This window comes from Acinetobacter sp. FY683 (assembly GCF_059515885.1).
On the sequence record NZ_JCAKNA010000016.1, the window covers coordinates 16,365 to 37,584 of the forward strand.

Below are 21,220 nucleotides of genomic sequence, written 5' to 3' on the forward strand. Positions count from 1 at the left end.
TTCCTCTAACAACTGAAGATTAATAATAAATAAATTTTTTAGTCATCTACTATGCGGTAGAAAATACCGCATTGCAAGAACATAATTTGAACAGTTTTAATCAACTTTGCAACAAGCGTTGCAAGTTTTTGTAGTCTTCATTAAAGATCGGATCTTCTTCACGTAAGTTCTGCACTTTTTCGCATGCATGCATAACAGTACTGTGATCTCGACCACCAAAAGCCATCCCAATTTCTGGGAAGCTATCACCTGTTAGTTCACGTGCCAATCCCATTGCCAATTGGCGTGGTCTTGCATAAATACGTGTACGTTTTGGGCCAACCATTTCTTTTAACGGAATTCTAAAATACTCACTCACCACACGCTGAATATTTTCAGTACTAATGGTTCGTGCACGAATAGCCAACACATCTTTTAAAGACTCACGTACAACTTCTAAATCAATTGGCGTGCCTTTAAAACGAGAAATCGCAACCACTTTATTTAAAGCGCCTTCAAGTTCACGAACGTTTGCAACAACTTGTTGAGCAATAAACAACGCACAATTTCGTGGCAAATCAACATCGTTACTTTCAGCTTTCTTTAACAAAATTTCAATACGTGTTTCTATATCAGGAGGCTCAACACCTACTGATAATCCCCAAGAGAAACGTGAAACTAAACGTGGATCTAATTCTGTTAATTCTTTTGGATAACGATCTGAAGTCAAAATAATTTGTTTAGATTCATCTAACAAAGCATTAAACGTATAAAAAAACTCAACCAGACTTGCTTCTTTACCCGCTAGTAAATGAATATCATCTACCAACAATAAATCTAAAGAACGACAGTTCTTTTTAAACTCTTCTACTTTTCCTTGTTGTAATGACTTTACGAAATCTTGAACAAAGCTTTCAGCGGTCATATACATCACACGTGCATTCGGTTTTGCTTGTAACAAAGCATTCCCTACCGCTTGCATTAAGTGTGTTTTACCTAACCCTGTAGGACCATATAAAAATAAAGGGTTATGTTGAGATGCACCAGGTTGAGTTAAAACCTTACGACATGTTTCCGCTGCCATTTGGTTAGAACGACCTTCCACAAATAAAGAAAATGTAAATAAAGGATTAAGTAACCTTTTACGGTTATTCTTATGACTTAACTCTTCTTTTTCTTTTTTAGATTTAACTATCGGTGTAGTTTCCAAAGCAGCTGTTGTTGTTGCAGGTTGCTCACTTGCCGATAAAATTGCACCTGGTCGCGAATCAACTAAAATTTCAACTTTACACACCCGTCCTTCAGACAATTGTTCAGCCAAAATAGAAATCAATTCTAAATGATGTTCTTGAATATAACGTGTCCAATACGGATTCGGTGCGTATAAACGTAATGTATCGTTTAGTTCTTCCGCAATTAAAGGACGAATCCACATTGTAAAGACATTACCCGATAACTCTTGTCTTAAACGAGTTAAGCAGTCTGTCCAAAGCATGCGAACCCCCTGTTCGTTACATAATATGATGTATTAAAAATATTCAAGACCGCAAAAGCGGGTCGCCATGATAACGAAGTTATCCACATCTGTCATGGCAAATTAAAGTAATTTTGTATAAAAAAAAGCAAAACAAGCTAAAAAATTAAATTCAATCACCTGTGGATAAATTAATTAATAACCTGTGGATAAAATATATCACAAACTTATCCACAAAGTATTCTTTTTATTGAAACACATATGTCCACAATGTAAACTACTGTTAAAAAAAGAAAAAAAGTGGATTTCCACAGAAATAATCAACACTAATAATAATAAATTTAAATTTATAAATTTGAATTTATTAATATGAGGGCTATTTTTTGTGGGTAATTTTAAATTCAAAAATATGGCTGTATAAATTCATTTAGAAATTACCTATTGTGGATAAAGTTGAAGATAAAGGTGTTGATATTACTATTACTTTAGATATATCAGTATATTGCATTGTGAATTGATTTTTCAGACTAAATTTTTTATTTAAAGTCTTACAATAAAAAAAGGCATCATTTTTGTTACAAATCGCGTTTTTCATTGACAGCTCAAGCAATGAGCACTAAAATCGCGAACCTTCATAGCAAGATCATATTTGGAGTTTCAATATGAAACGTACATTCCAACCATCTGAATTAAAGCGTAAGCGCGTTCATGGTTTCCGTGCTCGTATGGCTACAAAAGCTGGTCGTCAAGTATTAGCTCGCCGTCGTGCAAAAGGTCGTCATAGCTTAACTGTTTAATCAGTTAAGGTATTATTACCTTGGGTGTTATAACAAAACTTTATAGCTTCAGTACAGAGGTTCGATTACGCTGTGCTGCTGATTATAAAGGTGTGTTTGATGGTGCGCTTTTTAAAGTGCATCAGCCCCATTTCTTATTTTTAGCAAAACGTTCCGAATTGCCTAATAGCCGTTTGGGTATTGTTGTTGCTAAAAAGAAAGTGCGTCGTGCACATGAAAGAAATAGAGTAAAACGTCTTGCTCGCGAAAGTTTTCGCCTGCATCAACAGCAATTAGATGATTTAGATATTGTTGTTATGCCTAAAATAGGTATTGATACAATTTCGAACGCTGAATTGCATCAGCAATTACAAAGTGCTTGGCAAAAATTGCAACGCCTTGCCAAAAAGCATTCAAAAATAGTTCCATCCCCACAAAAGTAGAGATGGCCAATGGTTCGTTTACTGCATTGGTTTATACGTTTCTATCAGATTGCGCTTAGTCCTTTATTAGGACCTCGCTGTCGTTATATTCCCACTTGTTCTCAATATTCATTGGAAGCAGTCCATACACATGGTGCTGTGCGTGGTGTGTGGCTGGCGACTAGACGTATTTGTCGTTGTCATCCGTGGGGAGGATCGGGTTATGACCCAGTCCCTCCAAAGGTAATTCGTTTTATTTCATTTCAGCAAATAGATTCTCAAACGCTTCACGTTGTTGTACCCTTTCGTGATCGTTTAATGAACCAAAATCACTCTAACCACTTGGGGTAATTGATATGCAACAATGGGCCAGGATTGCCATTCTAGGAGCTATGTTTGTTGTCGCATATTTGCTCATTTTGGCTTGGCAAAAAGATTATGGACACGTGGAACCTAAAGTACAGCAAGAAGCTGTTGCAGTTTCAAAAGATGTGTCTGCTGATTTGCCAAATGGTCAAACGGCTACAGCAACAACTGATATGCCGCAAGCAAATATTGCAACTCAGCAACAAACTTCGGATGCTATAGCACCTGTAAGTCAACAACTTATTTCAGTAAAAACTGACCTTTATCATCTTTGGATTAATCCTAAAGGTGGTGATATTGTTCGTGTTGAATTACTCAACCATGACAAAAATAAAGACAGTGATGAACCATTCGTTATGCTCGAAAGCGATGCAAAACGTACTTATGTCGCACAATCTGGCTTAATTGGTCTTAATGGTCCAGATAGCAGCCGTAATGGTCGTCCTGTATATGAGTTTGAAAAAGCTTCATATAATTTAGCTGATGCTAAAGAAATAAAAGATAAAGATGGAAAAATAGTTAAAGTTTTAACTATTCCAATGGTATATAAAACAGCTGATGGTGTTGAAATCCTCAAGACTTTCACATTTAAGGAAGGTGATTACCCAGTTGTTGTTAACCATAAAGTAATTAACCGCAGTGCAGCTCCTTGGCAAGGTCAAATGTTTGGCCAACTTAAGCGTGACAACTCAGAAGATCCAGGCAAGTCTGACCAAGGTATTTTTACTTTAGGTACATTCTTGGGCGGCGCTTGGGGTACACCTGAAGAGCATTACAATAAACTTAAATTCGCTAATTTTAACGAAGAAAAGTTAAGTGTTGAGGCTAAAGATGCATGGGTTGCAATGGTTCAACATTATTTTGTAAGTGCTTGGATTCCTGGTGATATCAAGTTAACGCAAAATGATGGTCAAGCATTTACAGCAAAATTAGAATCTCGTAAGTCTGCTGATGATATGAATATCATTGGTTTTACTTCACCAACAATTACTGTTCCTAAGGGTACAGTGGCTGAAGTTGATGCGACATTCTATGCTGGCCCTAAAATTCAATCTGAATTAAAAGACTTAGCTGTTGGGTTAAATCAAACCGTTGATTATGGTTGGTTATGGCCAATTGCTAAACTTTTATTCTTAGGTTTGCAATTCTTCCACGGTATTGTTGGAAACTGGGGTTGGTCAATTATTCTATTGACGATTCTTGTTAAGCTTATTCTTTGGCCTTTATCGTCTAAGAGCTACCGCTCTATGGCGAAAATGCGTGTGATTGCACCAGAAATGCAACGCATGAAAGAAGAGTTTGGTGAAGACCGCATGCGTTTCTCTCAAGAAATGATGGCGCTTTACAAACGTGAACAAGTGAACCCACTTTCAGGTTGTTTACCATTATTACTTCAAATGCCAATCTTCCTTGCGTTGTATTGGGTGTTGATGGAATCTGTTGAACTACGCCATGCACCTTGGATTCTTTGGATTCAGGATTTATCAGCAATGGATCCGTATTTCATTCTTCCATTGTTAATGGGGGCAACGATGTTCATTCAGCAAAGTTTAAATCCTCAGCCTGCAGATCCTATGCAAGCGAAAGTATTTAAATTTATGCCAATTATTTTCACTGTATTCATGTTGTTCTTCCCAGCAGGTCTTGTACTTTACTGGATCTGTAACAACAGTATTACGATTTTACAGCAAGGTTTAATCAACAAATCTGTTGAAAAAGACCGTGTAAAACGTGAAGAAGCGAACGAAGCAAAGTAAGACTTGCTGAATAGCTGAATAAATCCGCTTAAGATGGTAATCTTAGGCGGATTTTTATTTGTCTGTTGTTTTCGATTTTTAGGTGAATTTTATGCAAAACCGAACCACTATTGCTGCAATTGCCACACCACCAGGTCGTGGTGGTGTCGGTGTGATTCGCCTATCTGGTCCTCAGGCTTATGCTATTGCAGAAGCTTTAATACAAAAAGAATTACCAAAAGCACGTTATGCAGGATTCCGTCAGTTTTATGATGCGAATAATGAAGTGATGGATGAAGGCTTAGCAATATGCTTCCCAAATCCAAACTCTTTTACAGGTGAAGATGTTGTTGAGTTGCAAGGACATGGTGGTCCTGTCATTCAAAATGCCCTACTTGCACGTTTATTTGAATTAGGTGCAATTGCAGCTAAAGCTGGTGAGTTTTCAATGCGTGCCTTTGAAAATGGTAAGCTTGATTTAGTACAAGCAGAAGCGATTGCTGACTTGATTGATGCAACTTCACAGGCTGCAGCACGCTCTGCTGTACGCTCGTTACAAGGCGCATTTTCAACAAAAGTAAATACAGTATTGGAACAGCTAATCCATTTACGTTTACACGTTGAAGCTGCCATTGATTTTCCTGAAGAAGAAATTGATTTCTTGGCAGATGGTAAAATTTTAAATCTGTTAGATGGTGTGGCAAATTCAGTTACGGCTGTACAGCAATCTGCACGTCAAGGTCAGTTATTACGTGAAGGTTTGCAAGTTGTTATTGCGGGCAAGCCAAATGCGGGTAAATCCTCATTACTGAACTCGCTTGCAGGTATTGAACGTGCAATTGTGACGGATATTGCGGGTACAACACGCGATGTTCTACACGAGAAAATTACGCTAAATGGTTTACCAATTACGCTTACAGATACAGCTGGTTTACGTGAAACTGGCGATATTGTTGAAAAAGAAGGGATCCGTCGTGCGATTAAAGAAATTGAACAAGCTGATTTGTTATTGCTTGTTTATGACTTAAGCCAAGGTGACAACCCGCTTGAACTTGCTCAAGAGTATTTTGCGGATCATATTGAGCCAAAACGCTTAATGTTGATTGGTAATAAGTGTGATTTAACTGGAAAAACTGCTGAAATTTCGGATTTTCAGAGTTTCCGCCATATAACGGTCTCAGCAAAAGAAGAAACTGGAGTTCAATCGCTCATAGATGCGATTACAGCGCATGCAGGCTTCCAACCAGAAGAAGATACCTTTATTGCTCGAACTCGTCATTTAGACGCAATGAAGCGTACTCAGGAATATCTTGCTGAAGCACGTGAGCAACTAGTTGTTTATAACGCAGGTGAGTTGGTTGCTGAGTCACTTCGATTAGCTCAAAATGCATTAGGTGAAATTACTGGTGATTTTAGTGCAGATGATTTACTTGGAAAAATCTTCGGATCATTCTGTATTGGAAAGTAATTTCAAAATTCAATATTATTCCAATATGTTCCAGTAAGTTGTTTTGTAAATTAAAAAGCATTAAGTTTTATGAACTTAGTGCTTTTTTGTTGCCTTTTTATTGTTCCTATATGTTCTATATATTCATCTAGTGCTATGATTTTATTAGTCACTAGTAAGTCACAAGATGGAAGTGACTATATTTTATTGCATGGTGACTAAATATGGCTAGGTCTGAAACTATCGTTTTTTCTACAGATAGAGAAATTAAAAATCTAAAAGCACAAGACAAGCGTTACACAGCAAAAGATAAAATTGCGAATGGGCTTTTTTTAGATATTACGACTACTGGGGTGAAGTCTTGGTGGTATCGCTATTCTTTGAACGGTAAACAGGAAAGAATCGTTTTAGGTCGCTATCCTGACTTATCTTTGCAAGATGCTAGACAGTTGAGAGATGAATCAGCTACGCAAGTTGCGAAAGGTATTTCACCTAAACAAGAAAAAGAAGATAAAAAAATAGGAAGATTAAAAAGTGTTTTGCTTAAAGATTATGGTGAAAGCTATTTGAAAGACGTAATAGCAAAAGACCGTAAAAATACATACAACATGACTTTATGTTTGAATAATGATATTTATCCATTTATAGGGAATATTGCTGTAAATAAAATCACCACAGATGATATTCGCCGTGTGATATGGCGTAAGAAAGAGCAAGGTTATGATGCTTCTGCAAATCAAGTCAGAGGTTTATTAAAACGCATGTTTGATTATGCTGTGACGCTTGGAATTGTTCCTTTTAATCCTGTTTTAGCTATTCCAACAAGGCATGTATTCAAAAGTAAACCTAGAGATAGATATTTATCTATAGATGAAATCCGAAAGTTTTATACGACCCTTTTAAACTCAAGAATTTATAGAGCTAGAAAATTAGGCTTACTGCTTTCATTGCTAACACTATTAAGAAAATCAGAGCTATTGAGAGCTGAATGGTCGCATATAGATTTTGAGCAACGGATATGGCGTATTCCTGAAACAAAAGCAGATAGCAAAACAGGTCACAGCCGTGAAATGGTCGTTTATATGTCTGACCAAATTATTGAGATTTTAAAAGAACTCAAAACGATTGCTGGTGATGAGCCTTATGTATTTGTAGGTCGTAAAAGTGGTACGCATATTAGTCATAATGCGTTTAATACGGCACAAAAATCGGCTTTGGCTTTAACTGATATTCCTGATTTTACAATTCATGATTTACGGCGAACGGCAAGCACCCATTTAAACGAGCAAGGCTTTAATCGTGATGCAATCGAGAAATGTTTGAACCATTCTGCCTTTGGTGTACGTGCAACATATAACAAAGCTGAGTATGCAGAGGAACGAATAAAGATGATGCAAAAATGGAGTAATTTTATTTTTGATGTGATTTATCAATCTAATATATTGTTTTTTAACAATAAATATAAAAGTGTGTAAGCCTGTTTGTAAGGGAGGCGCATTGTAATCATGTTATTGATGAAATTCAATATCAGTAAAGCAAATAAAGGTTAAAAAAAAAATTGCATTCTATGATAAGGGCAAGTTAGACTTGTTTTAGTTGCATACAAAGTGTTCTAGTTTGTTCAAGTGAAGTCTGATTAGACCCTTGATACGGTACAGGCACACTTTATTTTATGTAATAAAAAACCCGATGTTGACGCATCGGGCTCGGAGTGAAGTTGACGCTTCACAGTATTTTGTAATCGCCTACTGATAGGTACAAACCTAAAGGAACTTTAGAAATGTAAAACGATTGAGTTAATTGTTCATGATTTGAGCGCAAACGACTATTGAATTATTTTTATGAGTTATATTCCAACATATTCCATATTATTAGTGGATGGATGTTGTAGATAGTTGCGCTTTAAATTTCAGCAATGCCCTTTCTATCTCTTTCTAATCCTTTCTGTTTTGTGTCTAGGCAACCTTTTAATGAGGTGTCTTATGACATTGTTAAAAGAGCAACAAGCTCAAAATGTGCGTTTAATTCGCCGTAAGGAAGTCCAAATCAAAATTGGTATGGGCGCATCATCAATCTATGCAGAAATGGCTAAAGGTCGATTTCCCAAACCTGTTGTACTTTCTGAACGCCGTGTAGCGTGGCTTGAATCTGAGATTGATTTATGGATAGCGGAACGCATAGCAAACCGTAATGCCTCTATTGCAATGATGGAGGTTAAGCCATGATTCATTCACAAAAGATTTTAATTCTTAATCATTTAAAACAAGGTCACACCCTTTCACAAGCCGAAGCAATCAATTTGTTTATGTGTTATCGCCTAAGCGCAATTATCAAGAGTTTACGCAATGATGGTTATGACATTGTGACGCATAAAGTGAAAAACCTTTTAAATCATGCCAGCCATGCACGTTATGAACTTAAAGAGGCGTAATCATGAAACAGTATCTATTTGATTTAGCTTTAGGGCTGTTTTATGGGGTGATTTATATTCTTTTTCTAATCGGCATTGAATGCCTAATTAAAGCATAAAGGGGGGGAGCTAATGAACGCATATCAAAAAGCCCCGAGCTTAGAAAAGCCTAGTGATATTTTAGCAAATTGTAAGACCTTAAATCCACAGGATGGCGCATTTATGCGTCACCCTATTATTGAGCGTTTTGGTAGCCCTAATTGCTCGATTTATGTTGATGAAACAAATGTGGAAGTTGAGGGAATCGGGTACGAAAATCCTTTGATTTTTCCTCTCTATGATGAGCATTTAGAAACTATTCAATGTGCTGTATTGCAAGATGAAAAACCAGTGAAAATCATTCCTGATGGACACAGTAAAGGCTTTGCCTATTATGGTGATTTAGAGAAAGATAAGCCTGTTATAATCGCGCGTGCGCTAGGGGAATTTTTCAAACTTGCACAAACAGGTTATGCCGTTGTTTTGGTTGTATTGCCACATCTATGTAATAAGCATTTAACTGAATTAAAGCCTAAAGACTTTAAGCAAATAGAGTGTGTAATTAATCAGTTGTCAAATGCTGGTTATCAGTATCTATATTTGCCTGTCAGAGCTGAACACATTAAAACAGAGCCTTATCAAACACTCGAAAATACAACTCAAGTACGTTTACTTAATCAGTATCAAATCATAGATGGTGATGACTGTTTCGTTGATTTATCCCAGTATGATGATGCTAGAGATGTTAAAAAAGTTCTTGATGAAGCCATAAAGAAATCACCTAAAAAGCTGACTTTGCAGAAAGGTCATTTAGCTAAACCAATGAAGTGGGAAAATGGATATTTTCACATTTTAAAGGATGGTGTTTTTTATATTGATAATGATAAAAATGGACTATCACAAAAACGCTTTGTATCTAGCTTAATTATGGTTGAAGCAAAAACCCATGATTGCACGAGTAATAACTGGGGCGTTTTACTCAAATGGAAAGATGATAATGATATAGAGCATACACAGGCTTTATCTATGGAGTTATTCCAAACTGATGGCGCTGATTTACGTAAAACATTATCTTATCAAGGCGTGAAAATAGCGTCTGATTATCGCTCAAGAGGTCTGTTTCAAAGCTATCTAATGAACTACCCAACTGAGCAACGTGCTTTATGTGTAGATAAAGTGGGATGGCATGAAAATGTATTTGTATTGCCTCATAAGAAATTCGGAACAAGTGCAAATAATGAAATCATTGTTTATCAAGCAAATCACGGCTTAGATAATCTCTATCAATCTAAAGGCACATTAGAACAGTGGCAAAGTGTTGTATCTACATTAGTAGAGAATCACAGCTTATTAGTATTTTCATTATGCACAGCGTTTGCTGGACAATTGCTTGACCCTCTTAACCAACAAGGTGGGGGTTTTCACTTTAAAGGCGGTTCATCTAAAGGAAAAAGCACAGGCTTAAATTTAGCGTGTTCTGTATGGGGTAATCCAAAGAATTTTTATCGCACATGGAAAGCAACGGGTAATGCGATAGAGCATACAGCTTATATGCACAATGATAGCTTTTTAGTCTTGGATGAAATTGGCGAAATAGCGAACCCCAAAGAGTTAGGCAATATCATTTATATGCTTGCCAATGGTTCGGGTAAAGGTCGCATGACTAAACAAATTACAGCAAAGGCTACGTATAAATGGAAAGTATTATTTTTATCAAGTGGTGAAAAGAGTTTGAAAGAAATCATGCTTGAGCAAGGTCAAAAAGCTAAGCTTGGGCAAGAAATACGTTTAGCTGATATTGATATAGACCAATCTGAATACGGTATTTTTGATTGTATCGATTTTGCAGAGGATGGAGCAAAGCAAGCGATTGAATTAAACAAGCGTATTAATGATTGTTATGGCGTGGCTGGCATTCGATGGCTTGAGTATCTAACCCATGATAAAAGTCGAATTATGGATGATGCTAGAGCTTTGCTGGAGGCTTATAGAGAGGTTTTAACAGAGAGCAATACTCAAGGGCATATCACACGAGTAGCGAACTATTTTGCGCTTGTAGCAACTGCTGGAGAGCTTGCAACTCAAGCCAATATCACAGGATGGAAAACAGGCACAGCATTGAATGCTGTAAAGAAAGTTTTTAATCAGTGGTTAAATGGTTTTGAGCAAGTTGGTGATTATGAACATAGAGAAATGATTACTCATGTTAAGGCATTTTTTGAGGCGAATGAATCAAGCCGATTTGAAGCGGTTACCCCCGACCCTGACCACAACGAGAAAATTATTAACCGTGTTGGTTATTGGAAAATAGACAATGGTGCAAAGATATTCTATGTGCTGAATGAACAATTTAAAAAGGAAGTATGCAAGGGCTATGATAGCCGAAAAGTCGCAAAAGCATTACAAGCTTATGGTTTACTTGAGCATGACACAGGTAAGACAGGTAAGACTGTGAGACTCCCATCTAAAGCTAATTCAATCAAAGTTTATGCTGTGAAAGAATCTATTTTTAGCTGGGGAGCTTTAAATTAAGGTAACAGAGGTAACAGAGGTAACAGGCTTATATATAAAGGCTTAGAGTGTGTTACCTATACTTAAATACTAAAGGTAGCAGAGGTAACAATTTTCGATTAAATCAATTTATTTGTTTCCTTTGTTACCTATTTAATAAAAGTGAGGTAACAGTCTGAAATGATACTATATTAAGGGTGTTACCCCTGTTACCTACGTTACCCTTATAAAATATGTGTTTGAAAAAATCATTTCCTTTAAGTCGTCCAAAAACTATCTAGGATTTAATTGAGCAGTACGAGAGAATATTATTAAGATTTCTGCAAAAAAAATTAAAGTACTAAATTAATAAGATTTTACGGACACGTTACTAACATATTAACTGTTTATGGATTATCTGTTTATATTTGGTTAGTATGTATTTTTGTTTTAAAATTAATCGATTATGAAAAAAACATCAATTTTAATGGGTGTATTACTCCTTATTGGCTGTGGTCAAGAAAGTAAAGATAATTCAACTAGTCAACAAGATATAAACAATACGAAAGTAAAAGAAGAGTTGTTTTCTGAAAAAGGTAAAGAGTTTTTAGAATTTGCTATAAAAGATGAATTTGAAACATTATCTGATGGTGGGAATGTTCAAATTACTGAATACTATCCTCTTTACACAGCCGAAAAAATCACAAGCGATTACGATAAAAATGAAATCAGAGCTAATAATTTATATAAAGATAAACAATTCTTTATCACTGGTGCTATAGGTGGAATTGAGGCTGGCATAGATGATAAACCAGTTGTTAATTTAAAGACTAATGTTAACTATGGCTTTAATTCACCATTATTAAAATTTAATAAAATTGACCAAGGAAAAGTAGCTGAATTAAATAAGGGTGATAAAGTTACATTCTTGTGTACTGGTAATAGTGAAATAGCAGGGAGTCCTATTTTAGAAGATTGTATTTTCTTAAAAACATTTGAAAAGCAAATACTTGATGATGCTTTAAAGTTTGAAGATAAAGATTTGTCTGGGAAAAATAGTCAGTATAAACAAGCCGTTTTTACCTATGCTGTTTCAACGTTAGGCTTAAGCAAAGTATCTAATGATTTTGAAAAATGTAAAGTTGTAGATATAACCTGTATTGACGAAATTTCAAAAACAGTTAAGAAAGAGGATGTTCAAAAAACTACTGATGAGCTAAAAGCCCAATTTCCTAAAGCAATTGAATCAAAAGAAAAGTTAAAACATTTAGAGAAGTAAAAAGATGTATTTTGGGGGTAATAAACATAGCTGAAAATATATTTCTAACGTGTGTATAAATGATTCTTAAACATTGTAAATTTAGTCACCAATTAGTCACTAAACTATTAGATTATTGGTAAGCTGTTGAATTTAATATTTTTATTTTGTTTTATTGTATTCTGTATTGGGAAATAGTTTCATTGAATAATAAAATAAGCCCTCAATTGAGGGCTTATTTTATTTAGATAAATTAAGTAGTTTTAATTTTTCTTTGCCAAGCTAATAAGCTAAAACATAACAAACCTATTACGATACAAAAACCTAAAACACCAACCACTAAACCAAAAAGATCCGACAAATAACCTGTACCAATAATTGGTAAAATGGTGCCCCAATACCCAATAAACAGATAAGTTGAAATAACCCCCGCACGATTTTCACTATGCGTCATGGTATGTACTAAACCAAAAGCACCAAGTAAGCCGAAACCATGCCCAACACCAACTAAAATATCACTTACAAAGAATAAAAAGCTGAGATGTTGAGTCATACAAAGTGCGAGAAGCACATAACTTAAAATAAGAATACTTAACCCTAGTTTTAATGATTTTTCAGGTTTTAAACCTTTCGCAAAAAATTGTACACATGCCGAAACCAAAAGAATACTCGCAATAGCTGTCCCACTGACGAATGGGCCATGCCAAGGAATTGCTTCTTTGACAAAAGATGGTGCGAGTGATGCAAATAGGCTAAATGATGCAAAAGCGCAAAAAGCAGTAAGTCCAGCAATAAAAAAAGCGGATTTATATTTTTTTTCTGGTATTTCTAAATGTGGTGCGATAGAAAAAGTCTGTTTTTTGAAATGAGGGACTTTAATAAACAATAAGCCAATTAAACACAAAATTGCAAAAATAATGACAGGAATATAGGGTGTAAATAATGGAAACTGTGAAAATTGGGCAATCACTCCACCAATAAAAGGCCCTAAACCAAAGCCAATAACGGTAATCACAGAACTTAGCTGAGCTGCTTGTTGTTTATGACTTTCAGGAATAGTGTAAATTAAGCCTAGCATGGCAGATGTACTAATTAGCCCAGATGCAATACCAATAATAAAACGCCCAAAAGACAACCATAATGCACTCGGTGCAACACTAGATAATGCTAATCCTAAAATAATGAGTAATAGACCGACTTGTAAGGTTCTTAAAAAGCCAAAACTATTGCTAGCACGCCCTAAAAACAACAATGTAGCTAAGCATCCAAACATATAGGCAACAAAAATATAAGTAATATGACTAGGAAGTAAATGCCATAACTCTTGATAAATTGGATAAAGTGGGCTCGCTAAAGCTGTACCAATTGTGCCGATACAAAGGGCAAGGCTAACCATTAAAAATGGTCGCCATTGTGATTGAGTCATATTTAAAATCGCGTGTACCGAATGCTTTAAATAAAACATGAGGTAAAAAAAGAAGAGATGTTTAATTTAAAAACAAAAATATTAAGAGATCAAAATAAATTTTAAAAAATTAACCATACCGTTTTAATAACTTAAAAAACTCTTCAAGCTCCTCTTCATTCACATGTTCAGCATCATGTAATACATGATGACGTAAATGCATTTCAGTAAGCTCATTCATTAAACCATTGACAGCACCACGAATAGCAGCAACTTGCTGAAGAACTTCAATGCAGCTTGATTCAGGTTGAATCATTGATTGCTCTACTGCATTTAACTGACCTTGTAAGCGCTTAACGCGATTCAAAATTTTCTTATCTTGATGTACATGGCTCACACAAATTCTCCAAATGGGAATATACTATAGGGGAGTATATTAATTTCTAATGATTATGCAAAATTTAAAGTCATCTCGAATTCATTCTCATCAGTTTGATGAGGGAAATCCGCTTGCTCAAAAACGCATTTTGATTGCTACTATTCTAACGGCAGTCATGATGATCTTAGAAGTATTTGGAGGTTGGTTTTTTAATTCCATGGCATTGTTAGCCGATGGATGGCATATGAGTTCGCATATGCTTGCACTTGGTTTGGCTTATTTTGCATATCGTGCTGCACGTCATTATGCAAATGACAAACGCTTTTGTTTTGGTACATGGAAAATTGAAATTTTAGCCGGATATAGCAGCGCAATTTTATTGTTAGTTGTTGCTATTTTTATGGCAGTTCAATCATGTATTCGGCTAATGAATCCTGTTGAAATTCACTATAACGAAGCAATTCCGATTGCGATTTTAGGTTTAGTTATTAACCTAATTTGTGCTTGGTTACTTCATGATGGAGAACATCATCACTCGCATGATCACGGACATTCGCACCATCCTCACAATCATTCTCACGACCATGATCATCACCATCATGACTTAAATCAAAAAGCTGCATTTTTACATGTGGTGGCAGATGCTGTGACTTCTGTATTGGCTATTATAGCCTTGTGTGCTGGTAAATATATGGGATGGGATTTTCTAGATGCAGTGCTAGGAATAATTGGGGCAATTTTAATTGCAAAATGGGCTTTGGGTTTAATGTCTGAAACAGGAAAAACTTTGCTTGATGCTGAAATGAATGAGCCAGTTGTTGAAGAAATTCGAGTTGTTATTCAAGAGCTTCCTTATGTTGTAAATATTACAGATTTACACGTATGGAAAGTAGGTAATGGAAAATATGCATGTATCTTGGCATTAGAAAGTAGTGCTCAATTTGATGCAGATTATATTCGAAATGAACTTTCAATTCATGATGAAATTGTTCATATTTCTGTCGAAATTAATCAAAAATAATTTGTTCCACGTGGAACGGATTGGTTAATTTTTGAGTTAATAAAAATCAACACAAGCGGAAAGATTACACGTTACACTTGTAAAGGTTTTAAAAGAGAACTGAAATAAATGAAAAAATATATGATGTTGGCAACGGCCCTTTTGTCGACCATGACATTTGCAGATATTAATACGGTAAAAACGAATCTCGCAAAAAATTCACTAGATGTGAATATTCAGAATATTCAAACAACAGAAATGAAAGGAATTTATAGCGGTTCTTTAAATGGGCAGGTTGTATATTTAAACGATGATGCTCAGCATATTGTTGCAGGCTCTATGGTGCGTTTAAAAGATAAGCAAAATTTAACTAAAAGTTTATTGGTTCAACAAAACTCTTTGGACTGGAAAAAGCTTCCGTTAAATGATGCTATTAAAATTGTAAAAGGTAATGGTAAACGTCAAATTGCGGTATTTACAGATCCAAACTGCCCTTATTGTAAGCAATTAGAAGCTGAGTTTAAAAAGTTAAATAATGTGACTATTCATATTTTTGTTTTAGCATTTAAACCACAATCGGTTGCACCATCTAAGAAAATTTTCTGTGAAAAAAATCCTGCACAAGCTTGGGATGATTTAATTGGTAAAGGGTATGAACCAACAAGTCAAAAGACATGTGAAAACCCTGTTGAACGTAACCTTTCATTGGCACGTACTTTAGGAGTTAATGGCACACCAACTATTGTTTTTGAAAATGGATTTAAAGTTTCAGGTGCCTACCCTGCAGAACAAATTGAACAAATATTTAAAGAATTTGGTTTGTAAGCAAAAGTTTAAAGCTGAAAAAAGCACCTGTAAAAGGTGCTTTTTTTATTTGAATAATTAAGATTTTTTAGCAACAAAATTATAAATAAATAGAATAATAATTGCACCAATAACAGATGCTATAAATCCTGCACTTGAACCTTCAGCATATAAACCTAAGAAGCGTCCGCCATAAGTTGCAAGTAATGAACCAGCAATCCCTAGTGCAGCTGTAACAAAAAAACCTGCTTTATCTTTACCAGGATGAATAGCACGTGCAATTAAACCTGCAAAAAAACCAACAACAATTGCAACAATAAGTGACCACATCGTAAATCTCCTTGTTATTTATCTTTGTATTATAAAAACGTATAGATATATCATTAAATAAAAATCTTAAAGAAAAAAGAAAGTTAAGGAAAAGTGTTGTTGTTTTTTTGTTCACTACAATTTAAAAATAAAAAAAAGTGGCTTACGCCACTTTTTAAAAATTACTTAAAGACCAATTTCACCAATAAATGGAAGATGGCGATATTTTTGATCGTAATCTAAGCCATAACCGACAATAAATTTGTCTTCTACTTCAAAGCCTAAAAATTTAACTTCTAAATCAATTTCACGGCGTGAAGGTTTGCTAACTAAGGTACAAAGCTCAATTGAATTAGGCTGACGGGTGCTTAAAATTTCTAAAACTTTGCTTAATGTATTACCAGAATCGATAATATCTTCAACAACAAGAACGTCTTTACCACGAATTTCGCCGTCTAAATCTTTCAAAATTTTAACGTCTTTTGAAGATACAGTTCCACCGCCATAACTTGATACCGTCATAAAATCTAGTTCATGTGGTTTCGTTATTGCGCGGCATAAATCTGACATGAAAATTACAGAGCCACGTAATAAACCTACAAGTACTAATTCTTTGTCACTGTTTGCGTAGTGTGCATCAATAATTGCACCAAGCTCTTTAACTTTAGCTTGGATTTCTTCTGTGGAAATCATTACGCTCATTTGAACGGTCATGGGTAGATACCTAAAGATAAAAAATAAAAAAATAAAAAAGGTGTTGACCAGCAACACCTCATATTATCTTAATTTTAATACATCTGTAATTGAGATGCATCCCTTTTGCCTGTTTAGAATGTAATCATTGTTTTTCAAATTGTGAAATATTCATCAAATGAAATAGAACAATTAGTAAATTTCATTCAATAGACAAAAGATGAAAGATATTCATTATTCAGCGTTATTTTTGCGATAAGCCAATTGACCAAAAATATAAGTGCTATGAATGTTACGATCATCCCCCATAGTCATCAGTGCAAAGAAAGCATCATCAATACCTTTAGCACGTTCTTGACGTAAAGCTTGAATGGCTGTTGGTTTTAAATCTAAAACAACAAAGTCGGCTTCTTTTCCAATGTTAAAGTTACCTAACTTTTCATCTAAATCTAAAGCTTTTGCCCCACCAATTGTTGCATGATAAAGCGCTTCAAATGCAGATAGTTTATCGCCTTGTAGTTGTTGAACTTTGTAAGCTTCATTCAGCGTTTGTAATTGGTTAAATGAAGTCCCTGCCCCTACATCTGTCCCTAAGCCTACTTTTACTTGTTTTTCCCATGTCTTTTTCAAAGGAAATAAACCACTTCCTAAGAACAAGTTTGATGTTGGGCAAAATGCAATTGCAGAGTCGGTTTTATGCATGCAGTCCCATTCTTCATCTTCCAAATGTACGCAGTGTGCAAATACAGAACGTGAACCTGTTAAACCATAATGATGATAAACATCTAAGTAGCCTTTTTGCTCGGGGAATAAGTCTTTTACCCATGCAATTTCATTTTTGTTTTCGCTTAAATGCGTATGGACATAAACATCAGGGAATTCTGCTTTAAGTTTGCCTGCCGCAGTGAGTTGCTCTGGTGTAGATGTAGGTGCAAAACGTGGAGTAATCGCATATAAATTACGACCTTTGCCATGCCATTTTTCAATAAGTGCTTTAGAGTCTGTGTACGCACTTTCTACAGTATCACAAAGTGCTTCAGGAGCATGACGATCCATCATCACTTTACCAGCAATTAAACGCATTTGGTGCTGTTCTGCAATTTCAAATAAAGCATCTACAGATTGAGGATGAACCGTACAAAAAACTAGTGCCGTTGTTGTGCCATTTTTTAGAAGTTCGTTTACAAAGAATTTTGCAATTTTGTCTGCATAAGCTTTGTCTTCAAACTGAATTTCTGTGGGGAATGTATAGGTATTTAGCCATTCTAAAAGCTGTTCGCCATAAGCTCCAATCATTTCTGTTTGTGGAAAATGAATGTGCGTGTCGATAAAACCTGGAACAATTAATTGATCAGGATAATGCTGAACCTTTGTATCTGATTTAAGTTGAGATTGCCCTTCTTCCCAAGTACCAAACCATGAAATTTTTCCTTCATGGCTAATGAGTAAGCCATCTTCAATATATCGAACAGCTTGGTCGATATCGGATGCTTTTGAAACTGTATTTTGAATATCGAGAAAACGACCACGAATGGCTGTAGAAGATAAAATTGAAGACATGGGAAACCTATGGTTGTACTTTTTTCGATTGATTGTAACTTAAAAAATAAACTCTTCCATGATTCATCACATAATCTTTACCAATTTAGATATTAGGATCATCATTTAAAAATTATAGTAGGTATTAAAATGGTCAAAGTTAAAATCTGCTGCATTAAAAAAGCCCTCTAAAAAGGAAGGCTTTTATGAAACATCTTTAGTTTTATAAAGTGGTTTCGTTATGCTTTTTACTATGACGAATAGACAATACTGCGGTTATAGCAAGCGTAATAATAATAAAACCAAGTGAAATCCAAATTGGCATGTGGAAGACATCTAGCATTAACATTTTGAAGCCAATGAACACTAAAATAAGTCCTAAGCCGTACGGTAAATAATGCATTTTAGATGCTGCACCAGACAACAAGAAGAACATTGCACGTAAGCCTAAAATTGCCATTAAGTTTGCAGTTAATACAATGAACGGGTCGGTTGTTACTGCAAAAATAGCAGGAATAGAGTCGACTGCGAAAATAACGTCAGATGCTTCTACTAAAATTAACACTAAAAAAAGTGGTGTTGCCCAAAGCATACCATTTTGGCGAACAAAGAACTTATCACCTTCAAGTTTTGGCGTAATACGCATGTGCTTACGTAGCCATTTTAGAATTGCCATATCTTCAATATTCGGGTCATCATCTTGACCTTTTAAGAACTTGAAGCCTGTATAAACTAAGAACGCACCGAAGATGTAGAGAATCCAAGAGAATTCTTGAACAAACCAAGCACCAATAAAAATAAAGATAGTACGTAGAACAATTGCACCTAATACGCCGTATAACAGTAATTTACGTTGTAATGCAGGTGGAATAGCAAATGCTGCGAAAATCATGAGCCAAACGAAGACGTTATCAATTGCGAGTGATTTTTCAAGTAAGTAACCTGCAAAGTATTCCATAACTTTGGTGTTAGCGACTGCAGCACCTGCGGTTTGTTCTAGATATAACCACAAGCCGCCACCAAATAAAGTCGCGACTGTAACCCAAGCAATACTCCAGTATGCTGCGGTTTTAACTTTAACTTCTTGACCTTGTTTTTGTTTAAAACCTAAAAAGTCGATGATAAGCATGACGGTCACAATGCCGAAAAATGCTAAATACAGCCATAAAGTGCCGATTGTTTCCATGGGGGAATTCTCCACATCTAACAACCAGCCATAAAAAAACCTTGACCAGTCGCCAGATGAAATAAAACATCTGTAACAACATGATCAAGGTCTTGCCTACATCTTTATATTTAAAAAAGATGCTCAGATACCGACTTTTTGCAAAGTGTAATGACGATATTCTGACACGTTAAATATTCAAAAAGAGTGTTTAACGCTTGGAGGAGGCTACTCCCCTTGTTCAACTAAATTTTGTTTTGGATTAAATCCAAATATGCGCAAAGCATGACAGATTTTTAATCAATCTGCAAATACTCACGTATTAAAACAGTTAAATTTTATTTGGTATAAAGTCTGCACGGCGTACTAAAACTAATGTGATTAATGTTCCTAAAACCGCAAGAATACCGCCAATAATACCAATATAACTGAGTCCTAAATGAGTACTAACTAGACCACCTAATAATGCACCACCACCAATACCAACATTGTATAAGCCTGAGTAAATTGCCATAGCAACATCGGTTGCATCGGAAGCTAAATTAAGAGTCTTTGCCTGAAGTGCAAGACTAAATCCAATAATGCCCATGCCCCAAAATAAACAAACAGCGCTTAAACTTAGAAAGCCTGTCGATAATGGCAATAGAAGAAGCATTGAAATGGCTAAACAAAATGTACTTAATGGAATTGCAAGTTTTGGATAGCTAGCACCAAATTTGCCAAATAAGAAAGAACCAAAGAAGCCTGCACCACCAAAAATAAGCAACAATGTTGTGGTTTGTGCAGAACTGAATTGAGCAATATTAAGTGAAAAAGGTTCGATATAACTATAAGCGGTAAATTGCGCTGTAATAATAATAATAGTTAATGCAAAAACCATCATCAGGCTTGGACGTTTTACAAAACTAGATAAACTTTTGATTGAGCCTGAATTGACACTTGGTAGTAAAGGCAAGGTTTTCGCCAATGTAATACAAACAATGGTGGCATAAATGGCAATAAGCCCAAAAGTATTTCTCCATCCGTATGTTTCACCAATCATACGACCAAAAGGAATACCTAAAACCATGGCTAAAGCTGTGCCTGTTGCAAGTAAACCCAATGCTTGAAACTCTTTGCCTTTAGGTGCTACGCGAACAGCTAAAGATGCAGTAATTGCCCAAAATAATGCATGTGCAAATGCAATACCAATACGGCTAATGAGTAGAACCGTAAAGCTCCATGCAAAATAAGATAAAACGTGACTTACAATAAAAACAATGAATAAAACAGTTAGTAAAAATCGTCTTTCGATATTTTTTGTGAGCAACATAATAGGTAAGGAAATAGGCGCCACAACCCATGCATAGAGCGTAATCATTATGCCAACATCTGTCGCGGGCATTCCAAAACTATTACCAATATCACTTAAGAGAGCAATAGGCACAAATTCTGTTGTATTAAATATAAAAGCAGCGAAAGCAAGTGTAATCACACAAATCCATTGTTTGGTTGTTGATTCTGCTTCTACGGGGGACGTTTTCATAAAA

Annotated in this window: 20 protein-coding genes; 12 read left to right on the plus strand and 8 right to left on the minus strand. The window is 35.5% G+C overall.

The genetic code is table 11. The features are described 5' to 3' along the window. Positions 1-100: 100 nt before the first annotated feature. Entirely contained in the window at positions 101-1,474 is a 1,374-nt protein-coding gene (dnaA, locus tag AC5YDH_RS09700) for a chromosomal replication initiator protein DnaA (RefSeq protein ID WP_496118960.1), read from the minus strand. A gap of 641 nt (positions 1,475-2,115) precedes the next feature. Between dnaA and rpmH the strand changes: the two genes are divergently transcribed. From rpmH to AC5YDH_RS09750, 10 genes are all read left to right on the plus strand, one after another. After that, the gene (gene rpmH, locus AC5YDH_RS09705; RefSeq protein WP_000831329.1) at positions 2,116-2,250 is read left to right on the plus strand and encodes a 50S ribosomal protein L34; all 135 of its coding nucleotides are present in this window, start codon (positions 2,116-2,118) and stop codon (positions 2,248-2,250) included. A 29-nt stretch (positions 2,251-2,279) separates the two neighbouring features. Further along, positions 2,280-2,672, plus strand: coding sequence for a ribonuclease P protein component (gene rnpA / locus AC5YDH_RS09710; RefSeq protein ID WP_496119051.1), 393 nt, complete (start codon positions 2,280-2,282; stop codon positions 2,670-2,672). A gap of 9 nt (positions 2,673-2,681) precedes the next feature. Further along, on the plus strand, positions 2,682-3,002 hold the full coding sequence (gene yidD, locus AC5YDH_RS09715; RefSeq protein ID WP_321090297.1) for a membrane protein insertion efficiency factor YidD: 321 nt from the start codon (positions 2,682-2,684) through the stop codon (positions 3,000-3,002). 5 nt (positions 3,003-3,007) lie between these two features. Next, positions 3,008-4,774, plus strand: a complete 1,767-nt coding sequence (yidC, locus tag AC5YDH_RS09720; RefSeq protein WP_496118981.1) for a membrane protein insertase YidC — start codon at positions 3,008-3,010, stop codon at positions 4,772-4,774. 91 nt (positions 4,775-4,865) lie between these two features. Next, complete coding sequence (mnmE, locus tag AC5YDH_RS09725; protein ID WP_496118983.1) at positions 4,866-6,221, plus strand: tRNA uridine-5-carboxymethylaminomethyl(34) synthesis GTPase MnmE; 1,356 nt, start codon at positions 4,866-4,868, stop codon at positions 6,219-6,221. 203 nt (positions 6,222-6,424) lie between these two features. Next, positions 6,425-7,675 carry a tyrosine-type recombinase/integrase gene (locus AC5YDH_RS09730; RefSeq protein WP_496118985.1) on the plus strand — a complete coding sequence of 417 codons (1,251 nt, stop codon included), beginning with the start codon at positions 6,425-6,427 and terminating at the stop codon, positions 7,673-7,675. A 507-nt stretch (positions 7,676-8,182) separates the two neighbouring features. Beyond that, the gene (locus tag AC5YDH_RS09735) at positions 8,183-8,425 is read left to right on the plus strand and encodes a helix-turn-helix transcriptional regulator (RefSeq protein WP_496118987.1); all 243 of its coding nucleotides are present in this window, start codon (positions 8,183-8,185) and stop codon (positions 8,423-8,425) included. Then, positions 8,422-8,631 carry a helix-turn-helix domain-containing protein gene (locus AC5YDH_RS09740; protein WP_496118988.1) on the plus strand — a complete coding sequence of 70 codons (210 nt, stop codon included), beginning with the start codon at positions 8,422-8,424 and terminating at the stop codon, positions 8,629-8,631. The genes AC5YDH_RS09735 and AC5YDH_RS09740 overlap by 4 nt, the downstream gene beginning before the upstream one ends. Positions 8,632-8,742: 111 nt before the next feature. After that, complete coding sequence (locus AC5YDH_RS09745) at positions 8,743-11,181, plus strand: DUF927 domain-containing protein (protein ID WP_496118990.1); 2,439 nt, start codon at positions 8,743-8,745, stop codon at positions 11,179-11,181. Positions 11,182-11,605: 424 nt separating this feature from the next. Beyond that, entirely contained in the window at positions 11,606-12,418 is an 813-nt protein-coding gene (locus tag AC5YDH_RS09750) for an OB-fold protein (protein ID WP_496118991.1), read from the plus strand. Positions 12,419-12,650: 232 nt separating this feature from the next. Here AC5YDH_RS09750 and AC5YDH_RS09755 read toward each other — a convergent pair whose 3' ends face one another. Both AC5YDH_RS09755 and AC5YDH_RS09760 read right to left on the minus strand, forming a co-directional pair. Next, positions 12,651-13,823 carry an MFS transporter gene (locus AC5YDH_RS09755; RefSeq protein ID WP_496118993.1) on the minus strand — a complete coding sequence of 391 codons (1,173 nt, stop codon included), beginning with the start codon at positions 13,821-13,823 and terminating at the stop codon, positions 12,651-12,653. Between the two features lie 109 nt (positions 13,824-13,932). Continuing rightward, on the minus strand, positions 13,933-14,199 hold the full coding sequence (locus AC5YDH_RS09760; RefSeq protein WP_496118995.1) for a metal/formaldehyde-sensitive transcriptional repressor: 267 nt from the start codon (positions 14,197-14,199) through the stop codon (positions 13,933-13,935). A 55-nt stretch (positions 14,200-14,254) separates the two neighbouring features. Between AC5YDH_RS09760 and dmeF the strand changes: the two genes are divergently transcribed. After that, complete coding sequence (gene dmeF / locus AC5YDH_RS09765; RefSeq protein WP_496119053.1) at positions 14,255-15,202, plus strand: CDF family Co(II)/Ni(II) efflux transporter DmeF; 948 nt, start codon at positions 14,255-14,257, stop codon at positions 15,200-15,202. 108 nt (positions 15,203-15,310) lie between these two features. Beyond that, on the plus strand, positions 15,311-16,006 hold the full coding sequence (locus AC5YDH_RS09770) for a DsbC family protein (protein WP_496118997.1): 696 nt from the start codon (positions 15,311-15,313) through the stop codon (positions 16,004-16,006). A 57-nt stretch (positions 16,007-16,063) separates the two neighbouring features. On the opposite strand, the gene AC5YDH_RS09775 is transcribed toward AC5YDH_RS09770, so the two are convergent. The 5 genes from AC5YDH_RS09775 to AC5YDH_RS09795 all read right to left on the minus strand — a co-directional run bounded on the left by AC5YDH_RS09775 (position 16,064) and on the right by AC5YDH_RS09795 (position 21,216). Further along, positions 16,064-16,315: a GlsB/YeaQ/YmgE family stress response membrane protein gene (locus AC5YDH_RS09775; RefSeq protein WP_496118999.1), complete on the minus strand. Its 252-nt coding sequence runs from the start codon at positions 16,313-16,315 to the stop codon at positions 16,064-16,066. 165 nt (positions 16,316-16,480) lie between these two features. Next, a complete protein-coding gene (hpt, locus tag AC5YDH_RS09780; RefSeq protein ID WP_496119001.1) occupies positions 16,481-17,008 on the minus strand; it encodes a hypoxanthine phosphoribosyltransferase in 528 nt (175 codons plus the stop codon). A 213-nt stretch (positions 17,009-17,221) separates the two neighbouring features. Then, complete coding sequence (gene guaD / locus AC5YDH_RS09785; RefSeq protein WP_496119002.1) at positions 17,222-18,547, minus strand: guanine deaminase; 1,326 nt, start codon at positions 18,545-18,547, stop codon at positions 17,222-17,224. A gap of 202 nt (positions 18,548-18,749) precedes the next feature. After that, positions 18,750-19,712 carry a TerC family protein gene (locus AC5YDH_RS09790; RefSeq protein WP_496119004.1) on the minus strand — a complete coding sequence of 321 codons (963 nt, stop codon included), beginning with the start codon at positions 19,710-19,712 and terminating at the stop codon, positions 18,750-18,752. A gap of 310 nt (positions 19,713-20,022) precedes the next feature. Next, positions 20,023-21,216 carry a sugar transporter gene (locus AC5YDH_RS09795; protein ID WP_496119006.1) on the minus strand — a complete coding sequence of 398 codons (1,194 nt, stop codon included), beginning with the start codon at positions 21,214-21,216 and terminating at the stop codon, positions 20,023-20,025. Positions 21,217-21,220: the final 4 nt, after the last annotated feature.